Source organism: Streptomyces sp. NPDC006450 (assembly GCF_040612195.1).
In the GTDB taxonomy this organism is placed as follows: Bacteria; Actinomycetota; Actinomycetes; order Streptomycetales; family Streptomycetaceae; genus Streptomyces.
Map to the genome: position 1 here is coordinate 60,622 of NZ_JBEXPT010000002.1, position 15,683 is coordinate 76,304.

The window sequence follows — 15,683 nt, forward strand, 5'->3', positions numbered from 1 at the left end:
GGCCGTCGCCCCGGCCCCGCCCCGACGGCCGCCCGTTCAGGCGGTGAAGGGGGCGCCGTCCAGGGTCCAGTGGGGGTCCGGGCCGATGCCCAGCGCGGCGTACACGTGGGCGGCTACATCGGTGTGCCGGACCGTCGGCGGCGTCACGCCGGCGGCCAGGCCGGGGCCGCACGCGGCCACCCAGGCGGTGCGCTCCAGCGCGCTGCGTCCCCCGTGACCTCCCTCGTCACGATGCCCGTGGTCGGTCACCACGATGACCGTCCACCGCTCCCCGGGGTGGCCCGGGCGGTCGCGCACGGCCTTGACGAGGCGGCCCAGGCGCTGGTCCGCCGTCTCGATCGACCGGCGGTACTCCTCGCCGCAGCCGAGGAAGTGGGCGGTCTCGTCGACGGCGCCGAGGTAGACGAAGGAGGCGTGGAGCTCCTCTCCGGAGCCCAGCACGTGCGCCGCCTCGGCGGTCACGGCCTCGTCGGCCTCCTCCCAGGCCTCCGGCGTGTCCGCGCGGGGCGCGATGTAGCTCAGCCGGCTGGGGGCGGTGAAGAGCGGGCCGCCCTGCTGGGCGAGGAACAAGGGGGCCCAGCCGCCGGCCGCGAAGGTCCGCCGCCCGCATTCGAGTGCCAGGCGGGTGGTGAAGTCGGGGAAGACGTCGAGCCGGTTGCCGTCGAGGCGGTTGCCCCACACCCCGTGCTTGGCGACGGTGACCCCGGTGGCGATGGTGGACCAGCAGGGCCCGGACATCGTCGGGGTGGCCTCGTCGATCTCGACGGGAGCGAGGAAACCCGCGTCGGCTATCTCGTCGAGGTGGGGGGTGTCCAGCCCGGGCAGCAGGTCGAGCCGTACGCCGTCGATGCCGACGACCAGAACGTGGTGAGTGTGCATAGTCCGGTCCAAGGTGTCTGTGAGGGGGTGCGGGTCCCTGCGTACGGGTGCCGGTACGCAGGAGTCGGAGAGTGATGCGGAGGGTGGTTCAGAGGGTGATCCGGCGCAGCCGGATCAGCCGGCTCGCGTAGTCCCCGGCGGGCAGGGAGAGCTCGATGCCGCGGTGGACCAGGACGGCGCCGCTGAGCACCTGGTCCCGACCGGGGTCCAGGTAGTGGGCGCCGGGGTCGAGCGCGGGCAGCTTGAGGGGGGCGGCCCGGTGGCCGAACCGGGTCGTGGGCCGCCAGGCGAGCACGGCGTGCTCGCCGCCGTCCCCTGCGGCGTAGTGGACGGCCGTCACCCCGCCCCCGGCCTTGATGCGGTGCTGGATCCCGTACTGGACCAGGGGGCGGATCTGCTTGTACTGCGCCACGAGCGCGGCGGCTTCGTCGAGCTCCTCGGCGGACCAGCCCGTCAGGTCCCCGCCGAGGCCGAGCGCGCCGGACATGGCGACGTGGAAGCGGAAGCGGAGCGGGGTGTGCCGGCCGGTGGCCGTGTTGGGGCTGTCCGTGACCCACGCGGCCATGGTCCGGGCGGGAAGGAGCTGGCTGAAGCCGTCCTGGATCGCGATCCGGTCGACGGGGTCGGTGTTGTCGGAGGTCCACGCCTGATCCGTGCGGGCCAGGATGCCGAGATCGGCGCGCCCGCCACCGCCCGCGCACGCCTCGATGCGCAGGCCCGGGTGGTCGGCGCGCAGCCGGTCCATGACGCGGTAGACGGCCCGGGTGTGGTCGATCCACAGCCGGTCGGGATCGGGGTTCCCCGCCCATCCGGCCTCGGTGAAGGCGCGGTTGGCGTCCCATTTGAGCCAGTCCACCCGGTGGTCGCGCACGAGGCGGTCCAGGGTGCGCAGGGCCCAGGCCTCGACCTCGGGCCGGGCGAAGTTCAGGACCAGCTGATGGCGCAGTTCGGTCGCCTCCCGGGTGGGGGAGTGGACGACCCAGTCCGGATGGGCGCGGTACAACTCGCTGTCCCGGTTGACCATTTCCGGCTCCACCCACAGGCCGAACGTCATGCCGAGGCGGTGGACCTCGTCGGCGAGGGGTCGGAGCCCCTCGGGAAAGGCTTCGGGGCGCGGTGTCCAGTCGCCCAGCCCGGCCCGGTCGTCGCGCCGTGCGCCGAACCAGCCGTCGTCCAGGACGAACAGCTCGGCGCCGAGCCGGGCGGCCAGGTGGGCCAGCTTGATCTGGCCGGCCTGGTCGACGTCGAAGCCGGTGGCCTCCCAGGAGTTGTAGAGGACGGGCCGCTCCCGTCCGGGCTGTGGCAGTACGTGGTCCGCGACGTAGCCGTGCCAGGCCCGGCTGGCCGCGCCGAAGCCGCCAGGTGTGTAGAGCCCGGCGAACACGGGGGTGCGCAGGCTCTCGCCCGGCGCCAGGGTCCAGCGCACTCCCTCGTGGCCGAACCCGCCCGTCCAGATGGTGCGGCCCACCGCGTCGCGATGCACCGTGATGCGCCAACTGCCGCTCCAGGCAAGGGCGGTGCTCCACACCTCACCCCGCTCCTCGGTCGCGGTGCCGTCGTCGAGGGCGAGCCAGGGGCTGGCGTGGTGGCCGGTGAGCCCGCGGCGGCTGGTGAGGACGGTCTCGGCGACGGGCAGCCGGTCGCGGTGCAGCTGGAACTCGCTGTTCCAGCCGCCCGTGAGGTGGCTGAGCCGGTAGTCGGCGAGTGCCGGGGCCGTCCAGGAGGCGGAGTCGAGGCGGTCGACGGTGATCGGACCGGCTTCAGCTCCGGCTTCACCTCCGGCCCCGCCTCCGGCTCGTGCTTCGCCTCCGGCTCGTCCTTCGACTCCGGATCCGGCATCGGCATCGGCACCGGAGCCGCCCCCGTCCGGCGGCGCGGCCGTGTGCGTGAGCTCCACCCAGCGTTCGACGACGTCACTGCCCGGCCGGACGCGGTAGCAGAGCTCCGCGCGCAGGGGGTACCGGCGGTCGGTGAGGATCAGCCGCAGCTCGCCGCCGTCGACGCGGTGTCCGGCGAACTCCCACTGGGCGCCGCTGGTTCCGTCGGGGAAGCGGACCTGGAGGCCGGCCGGACCGAACCGCGCCCCCGTCTGCGGAGCCAGCTCGTCCGCCGCGGCCCCGGCCTCGAAGCTGCTCGCGGCGGGGGAGGCGGCCTCCGGCAGCAGGAGCAGGGCGGCGGTGTCGAGCGGCGCACCCCAGTACAGGTGCCGCGGGCTGCCGTCGGGTCCGGTGCGCAGGGCGTACACGCTGTTCGGCGTGCGGAGCACGGCGAGGCCGGAGCCGGGATCGAAGGTGACGGGCGGGAGCGCGGCAGGCACGAAGGGGTCCCCTGAGGTCGAAGGCCCTTGTACGGGCAAGGAGTTGGCCCAGAGGCTAGGGCTGAGGCGGGGCCGAAATCAATACTGGACGAAGTTATTTATTTGCTCTACGTTGCACCCGTGTTTCGAAACCAACAGCTGCCGCTGGTCTCCGCGCCGGCCGAAACCGCGGTCCTCGCCCTGCTCTTGGCCGAGGGTCCCCTCAGCCGGGTGGAGCTCGCCCGCCGGACCGGGCTCTCCTCGACGGCCATCACCAAGGCCGCGAGGCCGCTCATCGACGACGGGTACCTGCACGAACTCCCGCCGGAGCGCACCGCTCCCGGGGCCGGCCGGCCGGTCAACCCGCTGGCGGTCACCCCGGACCGGGAGTTCTTCGTCGGAGTGAAGATCAGTGACGACCGGCTGTTCGGCGTGGTGTGCGATCTGCGGGCCCGCGTCCGGGCCACGGCCGAGCGCACCCTCGACAGCCACGAACCCGAAGCCATGTCAGGGTTGTTGACCGAACTGGTCGACGAACTGCTCGACGCCGGGCCGGCGTTCCGGGCCCGCACCCGGCATCTCGGCATCGCGGTCTCGGGGGACGTGGACCGCGGCGGCGGCCGGGTCCGCTTCTCCGGCCGCCTCGGCTGGCGCGACGTACCGCTCGCGGAGACCCTGGCCGGCACCACCGGCCTGACGGTCACCGTCGAGAACGACGTCAAAGCACTGACCATTGCCGAGCACTGGTTCGGGGAGGGGATCGGAACCGGCTACTTCGCGCTGGTCACGATCGGCGCGGGGATCGGCTCCGCGCTCGTCGTCAACGGACAACTGGTGACCGGCGCCTACGGTGTGGCCGGGGAACTGGGGCACGTCTGCGTGGACCCGGCCGGCCCGCGCTGCCGCTGCGGCGCGGTCGGCTGTGTCGAGGCCATCGCCTCGACCGGCGCGATCCTCGAAGCGGTCCGCCGCGGGACCGGCGTGGCCGACCTCGCCTTCGATCGCGCCGTGGAGCGGGCCCGCGACGGGGATCCCGTGGCACGCGAGGCCTTCGCCCGGGCGGGCCGCGCGATCGGCGTCGGCATCGCCACCCTGGTCAACCTCGTGGGCCCGGAGCGCGTCGTGGTCAGCGGCGAGGGGGCCGGCACCTACGACCTGTTCGGACAGCACATCAAGGACGCCTACGCGGCGCACACCTTCGGGGCCGCGGTCAAATGCCCCCTGTCCCTGCGCCCGCTCCCCTGGGAGGAGTGGGCCCGCGGAGCCGCCGCGGTGGCGGTCCAGGCACTGTTCCCGCCGAGCGCCGCGGCGGCGGCTCTCCCGTAGGAGCACCCGGCTCGCCCCCACGGCTCGTACCCCACCCGGCTCACCCGGCCGGTGCCCCTCACTGCCGGCAAGCACTGATGGAGGGCACCGGTCGGGCCGGACACACCCACATCCCGCCTACCCTCACGGAAGGATGCGACATGAGCGCGCACAGAACCGAGCTTAGCCGACGGCGATTTCTCGGCGGATCGCTGGTGATAGCCGCCGGAGCGGTGGTGACCACCGCCTGCTCCACCGACCCGAACACGGGTTCCTCCTCCCCGGCGAGGACCACCCTGAACGTCTGGTTCCACGCATACGGCGAGGCCGGCACGCAACAGGCCGCACTGCGCTACGCGACCGCCTTCACCAAGGCCCACCCGGACATCGCCGTCAAGGTCACCTGGGTCCCGGGCGACTATTCCGGCAAGCTCAACGCGACCCTGCTCACCGACGCGGCCCCGGACGTCTTCGAGATCGGCGACTTCAGCGAGAGCCTGGCCCGCCGGGGTCAGATCGCCGCCCTCGACGAGCTCTACGGCAGCGCCAGGCCGGATTTCAACGACAACGCCATCGGCGGTGTGGGCGTCGACGGCAAGCTCTACGGCGTCAAGATGATCGACGACGTCATGATGCTGTACTTCCGCAAGAGCGTGCTGTCCCAGGCCTCAATCGCCCCGCCCACCACCTTCGACGAGCTGGCCGCGGCGGCCAAGGCCCTCACCACGAAGTCCGGCAAGGGCCTGTTCCTCGGCAACGACGGCCTGGGCGACAGCCCGATCCTCGCCGTCCGCTCGAACGGCAGCGACCTGGTGACCGACGGCAAGGTTGCCTTCGGCTCCCCGCAGGCACTGGAGGCCCTGACCGGCCTGGGGCGCCTGCACGAGGACAAGTCACTGCTCCTCGGCTTCACCACCGACTGGTGGGACCCGTCCGCATTCACCCAGAACGCCGTCCCCATGCAGTGGTGCGGCCTGTGGGCGATGCCCGCCGTCAAGACCGCGCTCGGCGAGGACTTCGGCGTCCTTCCGTGGCCCGCCTTCAAGGCCGGGGGTACCCCCGTCGTGCGCGTCGGTGGCTGGACCAGCTGCGTCAACGCCAAGGGCAAGAACGTGGACGCCGCGAAGAAGTTCGTCCAGTGGCTGTGGATCCAGCAGGCGGACCTGCAGAAGGACTGGGCCGAGGGCTACGGGTTCCACGTCCCGCCCCGCACGTCCGTGGCGGCGGGGGCCGCGAAACTCGCCGACGGAGCCGCCAAGGAGGCCGTGGAACTGGCCGCCAAGTACGGCAAGTCCAACCCGGGCACCTGGGACACCGCCGTCAGCTCCGCCTTCACGGCAGCCGCCGCGAAGATCGTCGGCGGGCAGGGGGACCCCGCCGGGCTCCTGGCGGACGCGGTGAGGCAGGCCCAGGGCGCCATCGACAAGCAGCGCGCCTGATGCTCTGCGCACCGCACTCCACAGGGCGGTCCGGGCGGCGGCCGGCCCCGTCCGGGCGGTCCCGTGCGGGAGCGGCCCGCGCCGGCCGTCCCCGCGCGGGCCGCTCCGGCTGGATCGCCTTCGCGCTGCTCACCGCTCCGATGCTGATCGGCCTCGGCGTCTTCAAGTACGTCGCCATCGGCTGGAGCTTCCTGCTCAGCCTGAGCGACGCGCGCGGCACCATCGCTCCCAGCCGGTGGGTGGGACTGGACAACTACCGTGCCCTGCTCTCCGACGCGGCCTTCCGCGGCTCCCTGACCCAGATCCTGTTGTTCACCGCCTTCATCGTGCCGGTCACCTTCGCCGCCTCCCTCGGGCTCGCCCTGCTCGTGCACCGGATCCGGCGGGGGCGGGCGGTGCTCCGCACCGTCTTCCTGATCCCGGCGGCCGTGTCCTACGTAGCCGCCTCGCTCCTGTGGAAGATGTGCCTGTTCAACGGGCTCCCGGCCGGCATCGCCAACACCCTCGGCGGCTGGTTCGGCATGGACCCGGTCCCCTGGCTGCAGACCACCTCACCACCGCTGTACTGGATCGTGCTGGTCACCCTCCGGCTCTGGCTCCAGGTCGGCTTCTACATGGTGCTCTTCCTGGCCGGACTCCAGAGCATCCCCAAGGAGCTCTACGAGGCCGCCGCCCTCGACGGCGCGACCGGCCTGCGGCTGCTGCGCAGGATCACGATGCCGATGCTGCGGGGCACCTCGGTCGCGGTGCTGATGCTGCTCTTCATCGCCGCCTTCCAGGCCTTCGACGAGTTCTACAACCTCTTCAACAGCGGGCTCTCCGGGACCGGTGCCGCCCCCGTCCAGACCCCGCTGGTCTACCTGTACAACACCGCGATGGGCAGCCAGGACTACGGGCTCGGATCGGCCGGGGCCTTCGTACTCACCGCGCTCATCGTCGGGGTGACCCTGATCCAGGGGCGCTTCACCGGATTCGGCAGGAGCGAGGGGTGAGCCGCCCGTGAGGACCGCGGTGAGACTACCCGGAGCGGTGCGCCTCGGCGTGCGCGGACTGCTGGTGGGCCTGCTGACGACGGCCTTCCTGACGCCCTTCTACCTGATGCTGCGGGGCTCCTTGATGGACGCCCGGGGCATCACGTCGCCGCACTGGACCTGGTGGCCGTCGACGATGCACTTCGAGAACTTCTCCGCGCTCTTCGACGATCCGACCCTGTCCATGGGCCGGGCGCTGGCGAACTCCACCGTGATCGCCCTCGTCACGGCCCCCGTCTCCACGCTGCTGGCCTCCGCCGCCGGCTACGCCTTCGCGCGGATCCCGGTCCGGGGACGCGGAGTCCTGCTGGCCCTGGTGGTCGCCACGCTGATGATCCCCGGCTCGGTGACCTTCGTACCGACCTTCGTCGTGGTCGGCTCCCTCGGCGGGGTGAACACGCTGTGGGGCATCATCGCGCCCGGCCTGTTCAACCCCTTCGCCGTCCTGCTGTTCCGCAACTTCTACCTCCAGTTCCCGGCCGAGATCGAGGAAGCCGGACGGCTGGACGGGCTCGGCTGGTTCGGCCTCTACCGCCGGATCGCCCTGCCCAACTCGGGGGCGATGCTCGCCTCCCTCGGCGCACTGGCGTTCATCGACAGCTGGAACTCCTTCCTGTGGCCGCTGGTCATCGGACAGGACCCGTCGGCCTGGACGGCCCAGATCGCCCTGTCGACGTTCCTCACCTCGCAGACCATCAACCTGCCCGGCCTGTTCGCCGGAGCCGTCGTGACGATCGTCCCGCTGGTCGTCATGTTCCTCATCGCCCAGCGCTACATCGTCGCGGGCATCGCCAGCAGCGGCCTCAAGGGCTGATCGCCACGAGCCCCGAACAGCACGAAACGGCACAGCACAGCACGGCAGACCACGGCACATCCTCCCTCTCCGAAGGATCCAACGTGACAGGCACACCACTGCTGCGACGCGCGGCCTCGGCACTCGCCGTGCTGTCCGCGCTGCTCCTCGGCACCACCACGGCGGCCGGCGCGACGGCCGCCGCTCCCGCCGCGGCCGGCGCCCCGGCCTCGCCCACCGTCCTGACCGGCCCCGAGCTGGCCGCCTCCTGGACCGCACCGCTGAGCACCCGGGGCCGCTGGATCGTCGACGCCGCGGGGAACCGCTTCAAGCTCAAGGCGGGCAACTGGGCGGGCGCCCAGGGCACATGGACCGGAAGCGGGGACATCAACGATCCCGCCAGCCACCACCAGGGCATACCGGCCCACAGCATGCCCCTCGGGCTGGACCGGGCCCCCATCGCCGCCCTCCTCGCCGACTTCCACGGACTGGGCCTCAACAGCATCCGGCTGCCGTTCTCCAACGCCCTCGTCCACGACACCGTCCCCGTCCCGGACACCGCGGTCGCCGCCAACCCGCAGCTGAAGGGCAAGACCCCGCTCCAGGTCCTCGACGCGGTCGTCGCGGCGCTCACCGCCGACGGGTTCGCGGTCATCCTCAACAACCACACCACCACCGCCCGCTTCTGCTGCGGCCTGGACGGCAACGAGCGCTGGAACAGCGGCCAGAGCACCCAGCAGTGGGTGGACGACTGGGTGTTCATGGTGAACCGCTACAAGGCCGACCCGCGGGTGGTCGGCGCCGACCTGCGCAACGAGGTGCGACGCGACACCTGGGACGACCCCAACTGGGGCTGGTACGACGACCACGACCTCTACGCCGCCTTCGAGGAGGCCGGGAACCGGATCCTGCGCGCCGCCCCCGACATGCTGGTCGTCATGGAGGGCATCAACTGGTACGGGATCCCGCTCGCCGGACTTCCGCACGGACGGCCCATGCTGACGCCCGTGGCCAACCTGTCCCACACGCTGATCGAATCGGGCAAGCTCGTCTACGCCGCCCACTTCTACGCCTACACCGGCCCGGCCAACACCGGCGCCGGCAGCGGACCCGGCTCCACGAACGATCCCCGCTACCAGGACTTCACCCCCGAACAGCTCGCCCAAGTGGTGCACGATCAGGCCCTGTTCGTCACCCAGGAAGGGCAGCACTTCACCGCCCCGGTGTGGATCAGCGAGTTCGGCGCCGGCGGCCGCGGCCCCGAGAACCCCAAGGAGCGGGCCTGGCTGCACCGCTTCACCGACATCCTCGTGGCCAACGACACCGACTTCGCGATCTGGCCGCTCGTCGGCTGGACCGACGCCGCCGGAGCCCCGATGGACAACTGGGCGCTGCTGTCCTACGGGGCCACCGGCGTCCGCCAGGGAATCGGAGACGGCGGGGACTGGCGCGCCGACGACTGGAACCGGCTGGTCTCCACCCCCGGCCGCACCGGACCGGTGGCCCGGGTCAGCCATTGGAACATGCTCGACCTCGACCACACCGACTACGACGTCTCCGCCACCATGCTCGCCAAGCCCGACTGGTCCCCGGGCAACCGCAAGGGCAACTGCCCCGACTCCCAGCGGCTGGCCGGCCTCGGCCGCGGCAGCAGCCGGGGCCTGTGCACCGACGCGGGGGGACCGGCGAAGGCCTCCGGATCCTGGACCGTGGTCACGGACGAGCGGTACGTCACCAGGGGCGACTGGGCCGGCGGCTACGACAAGCTCCAGTGTCCCGATCAGACCTTCGCCGTCGGCTACAGCGTCCGCAGCAACGCCATGTCCGCCCTGCTGTGCGCTCCCGCCGCCGCCTCCCTGCCCACCGCCGGCCGCACGCTCTGGTTCGACCGCGGGGACAACCGCCCCGCCACCGGCGGCTCCCGCGCCAGCGACTGGGCACCCGGCTCTTACAAGGGCCAGTGCGCCGACACCGAGTACCTCGCGGGCGTCGCCTCCACGTGGCAGTGGAACCACCGCGGGGCCCCCGACGCCCTGCTGTGCCGCCCGCTGAAGTAGCCGTCCCACCGAACCGGGTCCGCCCCTTCACCGTCCTGTCCCGTCCCCTCCCGAGGAGCGCACGGCATGCCCCGACTGGAGATCGCCGCAGACGGCTTCCGTCTCGACGACCGGCCGTTTCGCATCGTCTCCGGTGCACTGCACTACTTCCGCGTCCATCCGGAGCAATGGGCCGACCGGCTCCACAAGGCACGCCTGCTGGGCCTCAACACGGTCGAGACCTACGTCCCGTGGAACCTCCACGCCCCGAGGCGCGGCGAGTTCAGGCTCGACGGGGGCCTGGACCTGGCCCGGTTCCTCGACCTCGCCGCCGCCGAAGGCCTGTACGTCCTGCTGCGCCCGGGCCCGTACATCTGCGCGGAATGGGAGGGGGGCGGCCTGCCCCCGTGGCTCCTCGCCGAGGAGGGCATCGCACTGCGCAGCCGCGACCCGCGCTTCCTGCGGGCCGTGGACGAGTACCTCGGCGGGCTCGCGGCGCCCCTGCTGTCCCGACTGGGCAGCGGGGGCGGCCCGGTCCTCGCCGTCCAGCTCGAGAACGAGTACGGGGCCTACGGGCAGGACCCCGGCTACCTCGCCGAACTGGCCGGGCTGCTGCGCCGGCACGGCGTGGACGTCCCCCTGTTCACCTGCGACCAGCCGGCGGACCTGGCGCGCGGCAGCATGGAAGGAGTGCTGAGCACCGTCAACCTCGGCAGCCGGGTCGAGGCCGGGCTCGCGGAGCTGCGCGCACACCGGCCCGAAGGCCCCCTGATGTGCTCGGAGTTCTGGATCGGCTGGTTCGACCGGTGGGGCGGACCCCACACCGTGCGCGGCGCCGAGGACGCGGCGGCCGACCTCGACCGGCTGCTCGCCGCAGGTGCCTCCGTGAACATCTACATGTTCCACGGCGGAACGAACTTCGGCTTCACCAACGGCGCGAACGACAAGGGAACGTACCGGCCCACGGTCACCTCGTACGACTACGACGCGCTCCTGGACGAGGCCGGTGATCCCACGGCCAAGTACACCGCCTTCCGGGAGGTCCTCGCGAAGTACGGTCCCGCCCCCGACGGACCGGTGCCCGCCCCGGGACCGAAGCTCGACCACGGCACGCTCGAACTCACCGAATCGGTGCCCTTGTTGGAGTGCGCCGATCGCCTCGGCCGGCCGGTGGAGGCCGGCCTGCCGCTCACGATGGAACAACTCGGCCAGGGCTTCGGCTTCGTCCTGTACGAAACCCGGCTGGCAGCCCGCGGCCCGGCCGTCCTGTACGCCGAGGACGTGCGCGACCGCGCGCAGGTCTTCGTGGACGGACAGCCCGTCGGCGTGCTCGAACGCGAGGGCCACGAGCACGCCCTCGCCTTCACCGTCCCCCACCCCGGAGCGCGGCTGTCCGTACTCGTGGAGAACCAGGGGCGGGTCAACTACGGGCCGGGCATCCACGACCGCAAGGGACTCCTCGGCCGCGTCCTCGTCAACGGCCTGGCCCCGGAGCAGTGGACCAGCCGGCCCCTGCCCCTGGACGATCCGGGCGGGCTCGCGGGCCTGCCCTTCGGGGCCTTCGATCCGGCGGCGCCGCCGGTGGGCCCCGCCTTCCACCGCGGGTACGCCGACATCCGACGGCCGGCGGACAGCTTCCTCGCCCTGCCCGGCTGGACCAAGGGCAGTGTCTGGATCAACGGCTTCGCCCTGGGCCGGTACTGGTCCCGCGGCGCCCAGGCGACCCTGTACGTCCCCGCCCCGGTGCTCCGGGCGGGCCGCAACGAGATCACCGTCCTCGAACTGCACGCGTCGGCCACCCGCACGGTGGAGCTCCGCGCTCGCCCCGACCTGGGCGCCACCGAGGACTGACCGTCCGCACGCCAGGCCGCCGGGAGTAGGCCGCCGGATCAGGCCGGGGGATCACGCCGAGCGCCGTGTGGCCCCGCCCGGAGGCTCCGGGCGGGGCCACACGTCCCACCGCCCTGCTACCAGAGGACGGGCAGCCGCTCCGGCAGTCGCTTCATGAACCGGGTGCGCCAGACGAGCTGGTCGACCGGCACGGCGAGCTGGAGGCGGGGCATCTTCTCCAGGAGCACCTCGATGGCGATCTCGGTGTGCCGCTTGCCGAGGGCGGTGGCGGGGCAGTAGTGCTGGCCGCCGCCGAAGGAGAGGTGGGTGGCCGCGTTCTGCCGGTCGATGTCGACGACGTGGGGGTCGCCGAACACGGCCGGGTCGGTGTTGGCGGCCTCCACCAGGACGAGGAGGAGCTCCCCCTTCTTCACCTCGACGTCCCCGAGGGTGACGTCCTCGAGGGCGAGCCGGGGCAGGCCGTCACCGATCGAGAGGTTGACCCGCAGGAGTTCGTCCACGGCGCCGGGGATCTTCTCCGGCGACTTGCGCAACTGCTCCCACACGTCCGGGTTCTGGAGGAGGGAGAAGACCGCCATCGTCAGGAAGCCCATGGTGGAGATGACACCGGCGCCGAACAGGGTGACCCCGACCGTGGCGAGCATCTCGTCGGTGAGGTGGGCGTATTCGGGGTCCGGACGCAGGGCCGCCAGCTCGCCGACGAGCCCGGTGGTGGCGGGGTCGTCGAGGCGCTCGATCATGTAGGCGATGTCCCGGTCCCAGTTGAGCTTGGCGCCGGTGACGGGGCAGGCCGAGTTCATGAACGCGATGTCGAGGCTCGACGCCAGGCGCGGGGCGTCGGCCTGCGGGATGCCGAGGATGCGGCAGTGCAGGTTCTCGGCGTACGGGTTGGTGAACTGGCCGCGCAGGTCGACCGGAGCTCCGTGGGTGAGGAGGCCGTCGACGAGGGTGGAGGCGTGGCCGCGCATCCAGTCGGTGAGACCGTCGGTCTTGGGATTGATCGCCTTGAGGACGGCCTTGCGCAGCCCGGCGCCGGTGATGTTGCCCATGTTGTTGACGACCTCGGGCGGGATCGTCAGCGCGTACTGGCGGGGCACCCCGGGAGCGGAGGTGTCCTTCAGGCTGAATCTGGGATCCTCGAGGACCTGCTTGCACAGCTCGTAGGAGGAGACGAGCCAGGCTTCGTCCCCGGCGATCGTGCGGACCCGCTTGACCGGCTCGTCACGCAACTCCTCCACCTGGTGCGGGAGCTGGTCGCCGCGCGCGGAGAACGGGAAGTCGAGGAGGGTCTCAGTGGACATCGGGTGCTCCTTCGGCGGGGGTGATGACGGCGTGGCCCTGGTTGCGGGAGGCGCGCAGGCCGGAGCCGCGCGAGTAGAGCAGTTCCGCCATCGGCAGGAGCTGGTGGTAGCAGTTCAGGGAGGACGGCACCCCGAGGATCGCGGGAGTGTCGAGGAAGAGCGGCGCTTCCGCGCAGACGTACTGCAGGCAGACTTCGCGCTGCCGGGTGGTGGCGGTCTGGCCGCCCAGCACCTTGGAGGAGAGGAACGCGTCGACCAGGGACTCGCAGGTGCTGCGGAACTCCGGGTCGCTGTCGAGCAGGCGGTACAAGTGGCTGTGGAGCGCGCCGTACGCGGGGATGTCGGTGAGGGCCGACATGGGCCGGGCGCGTAAGCGGGTGCCGGTGGGGTCGGCCTCGGATGCGGCGTTGTTGACCTTGGCGCGGACGCCCCGCAGGTTCTTGACCGCCTTGCGCCGGGCTTCGTCGGCGTCGTAGCCGAGGGCCTCGTACATCTCGGCCACGTACAGGTCGGTGTAGATGAGATCGACCTGCGCGAAGTTGCGCATGCCCCAGTGAGCGAGGTCGATGACGCGCTGGGCGGAGAAGTAGCTGTTTCCGGGCGAGATGCCGATCACGGCATGATCGCCCTCGGCGTGAATCACCTGGCAGTGCGGGGTGTACGGCCGGACTGTGAAGACTTCGGTCAGTGTCGTCAACAGGTGTCGGGTCCTTCGCGCCGCAAGTCCCGTGGGGCCCTGTGCCCCGGGTGTGGCGGCGACGTGACGGAAAGGTACCGGAACGGTGTGCACCGTCCTATGCCTTCCGGCCAGTAACTCATCTGCTGGACAGCACCGTTGCCCGGGGCTACGAGCAGGGGGCCACCGGTCTGGCGGCGGTGACCCCCGCAGTCCGGCGGCTACCGCCCTGCCGGATGGCGCAGGCGCCGCCAGTAGCCCGCGAGGTCGCCGACGGCGGTGGTGACCGAGTCGAGGGCCATCGTCGTGCGGGTGTCCTGGTCGTAGCGACCCCATTGCGGCACGGGGCGGTGGTTGGGGTCCCCGGTGCGGATGAAGGAGATCCAGGCCGTGTGCATCGTCGAGGCGAGACCGTCGCGGACCCGGGGGTCCAGCCCCGCCAGGAAGGGCGCCTGCGACCACTTGTCGAAGTTGTCGAACGCGAAGGGCAGGTCCAGGCAGTGTGCGGCCCCGAGCCGACCGCCGTGCGCGGGCGTGGGAAGGTTGAACTGGTACGCCCAGACCGGACGGCCGCGGGCCGCTCGCCGCTCGGCCAGTGCCACGGCGGGCATGCGGAACAGGTCGTCGGTGATCAGGTCCATCAGGACGTCCACGGGACGGGCGCCCGGCCGGGCCTCTTCGTACGCGGTGTACGCCTGCTCCGCCCGGTGTCCGAAGGTGTCCCGCGCCCTGGCGACCACCTGCTCCCTGGTCGCGGCGGCGTACGGCTCGCTCAGCGCGAAGGCGAAGTTGGCCTCCTCCCTGGTCCAGCCGATCAGGATGTCGATGTCCGCCCCGGCTCCGCCGAGCAGCAGGTCGGCGGGGTCGCGGTCCAGCGTGACCCCGTCGAGCACCGGCAGGAACGGGGTCGACCAGTAGCCCCACCGTCCGGTGCGCCCGAACATCTCGAACGTGGCCGCGATCAGGCGCGGCCAGGGCACGGCCCGCAGCTCCGTCACGTTCGTGGCCTTGAGGATGTCGAGGAAGGAGGCGGTGCGCTCAAGGGATTCGCCGCGCGTGGGGATCTCCAGCCCGAGCGGCGGGCTCTGCAGGATGGCGCGCCGGAACAGCGGGCGGCCCTTGGGCCGGACGCCGGCCAGCGCCGCGACCGACAGCGCGCCGCCGGACTGGCCGGCGAGGGTGATGTCGTCGGGGTCGCCGCCGAACGCGGCGATGTTGTCCCGTACCCAGCGCAGCGCGGCGAGCTGGTCGGTGAGCCAGAAGTTCCCCCCGGCACCGTCCTCGCCGAAGTAGAGGTAACCGAGTGGCCCCAGACGGTAGTTGACGGTCACAACGACGAGGTCGCCGTCGCGAGCGAAGGTATCGCCGGAGTACTGGGGCATCGAGCCGGATCCGGAGATGAAGCCGCCGCCGTGGATCCACACCATGACCGGCCGCTTGGCGTCGTCGGTCCCGGGCGTCCAGACGTTGAGCGTGAGGCAGTCCTCGTCGAAGGGGGGTGAGCCGTGGGTGCCGAGCACCTGGTCGCCTCCCTCCCGGTAGGGCTGCGGGGCGCTCGGGCCGAAGGCGACCGCGTCGCGCGTGCCCTGCCAGCCGGGGTGGGGCTGGGCCGGCCGCCACCGCAGGGCGCCGACCGGCGGTGCCGCGTAGGGCACGCCCTTGAACACGGCGAGACCTCCTTCCGTGCTTCCGCGCAGTCGCCCCGAGGGCAGTTCCACGACGGGCGAGGACTCGGCCGCGCGGGACGCGGCCTGTGCCGACCGCCCGCCGGCGGCCCCGGAGAGCAGTGCGCTGCCGGCCAACACCCCGCCGTTCTTGAGGACTTTGCGCCGTGATGGATCGTCGGTCATGGTTCTTCACTCCCTGACTGATCGGGGGCCCGTCGCCCGTCACCCGTCGCCCGTTGCCGAAAGGTGTATAGCGAAAATTTGACGAGGGTCAGTATTCCTCCATTCGTGGGGCGCGGGTCAAGGGGTGCGGGGTGGGTGCGGTCGGATATCTTGCGAAGTCTTGACGGCCGTCGAAATAACGCGATAGACACGTGTCACCACGACCGGCGGCAGGTCTTCCTGAGAG

11 protein-coding genes are annotated in these 15,683 nt (G+C 71.8%); 6 read left to right on the forward strand and 5 right to left on the reverse strand.

Going from position 1 to position 15,683, the window contains the following annotated elements:
* Positions 1 to 36: 36 nt before the first annotated feature.
* Together ABZY57_RS01280 and ABZY57_RS01285 are read right to left on the reverse strand one after the other, a co-directional pair.
* Complete coding sequence (locus ABZY57_RS01280; RefSeq protein WP_356506934.1) at positions 37 to 879, reverse strand: alkaline phosphatase family protein; 843 nt, start codon at positions 877 to 879, stop codon at positions 37 to 39.
* Between the two features lie 88 nt (positions 880 to 967).
* A complete protein-coding gene (locus ABZY57_RS01285; RefSeq protein WP_356506936.1) occupies positions 968 to 3,196 on the reverse strand; it encodes an alpha-galactosidase in 2,229 nt (742 codons plus the stop codon).
* A 120-nt stretch (positions 3,197 to 3,316) separates the two neighbouring features.
* Between ABZY57_RS01285 and ABZY57_RS01290 the strand changes: the two genes are divergently transcribed.
* The 6 genes from ABZY57_RS01290 (at position 3,317) to ABZY57_RS01315 (ending at position 11,630) form a co-directional block, all read left to right on the forward strand.
* Complete coding sequence (locus ABZY57_RS01290) at positions 3,317 to 4,501, forward strand: ROK family transcriptional regulator (RefSeq protein WP_356506938.1); 1,185 nt, start codon at positions 3,317 to 3,319, stop codon at positions 4,499 to 4,501.
* A 140-nt stretch (positions 4,502 to 4,641) separates the two neighbouring features.
* On the forward strand, positions 4,642 to 5,919 hold the full coding sequence (locus tag ABZY57_RS01295; protein WP_356506940.1) for an extracellular solute-binding protein: 1,278 nt from the start codon (positions 4,642 to 4,644) through the stop codon (positions 5,917 to 5,919).
* Entirely contained in the window at positions 5,919 to 6,911 is a 993-nt protein-coding gene (locus tag ABZY57_RS01300) for a sugar ABC transporter permease (protein WP_356506942.1), read from the forward strand. The genes ABZY57_RS01295 and ABZY57_RS01300 overlap by 1 nt, the downstream gene beginning before the upstream one ends.
* A gap of 19 nt (positions 6,912 to 6,930) precedes the next feature.
* Entirely contained in the window at positions 6,931 to 7,764 is an 834-nt protein-coding gene (locus ABZY57_RS01305; RefSeq protein ID WP_356506944.1) for a carbohydrate ABC transporter permease, read from the forward strand.
* A gap of 83 nt (positions 7,765 to 7,847) precedes the next feature.
* Positions 7,848 to 9,800, forward strand: coding sequence for a cellulase family glycosylhydrolase (locus ABZY57_RS01310; RefSeq protein ID WP_356506946.1), 1,953 nt, complete (start codon positions 7,848 to 7,850; stop codon positions 9,798 to 9,800).
* 66 nt (positions 9,801 to 9,866) lie between these two features.
* A complete protein-coding gene (locus tag ABZY57_RS01315) occupies positions 9,867 to 11,630 on the forward strand; it encodes a beta-galactosidase family protein (protein ID WP_356506948.1) in 1,764 nt (587 codons plus the stop codon).
* Positions 11,631 to 11,746: 116 nt separating this feature from the next.
* On the opposite strand, the gene ABZY57_RS01320 is transcribed toward ABZY57_RS01315, so the two are convergent.
* The 3 genes from ABZY57_RS01320 to ABZY57_RS01330 form a co-directional block, all read right to left on the reverse strand.
* Positions 11,747 to 12,931 (reverse strand): cytochrome P450, encoded by a 1,185-nt coding sequence (locus tag ABZY57_RS01320; protein WP_356506950.1) that lies wholly within the window; start codon positions 12,929 to 12,931, stop codon positions 11,747 to 11,749.
* A complete protein-coding gene (locus ABZY57_RS01325) occupies positions 12,921 to 13,628 on the reverse strand; it encodes a tRNA-dependent cyclodipeptide synthase (protein ID WP_356506952.1) in 708 nt (235 codons plus the stop codon). Before ABZY57_RS01325 ends, ABZY57_RS01320 begins: the two co-directional genes overlap by 11 nt.
* A gap of 200 nt (positions 13,629 to 13,828) precedes the next feature.
* Positions 13,829 to 15,457 (reverse strand): carboxylesterase family protein, encoded by a 1,629-nt coding sequence (locus ABZY57_RS01330; RefSeq protein WP_356506954.1) that lies wholly within the window; start codon positions 15,455 to 15,457, stop codon positions 13,829 to 13,831.
* Positions 15,458 to 15,683: the final 226 nt, after the last annotated feature.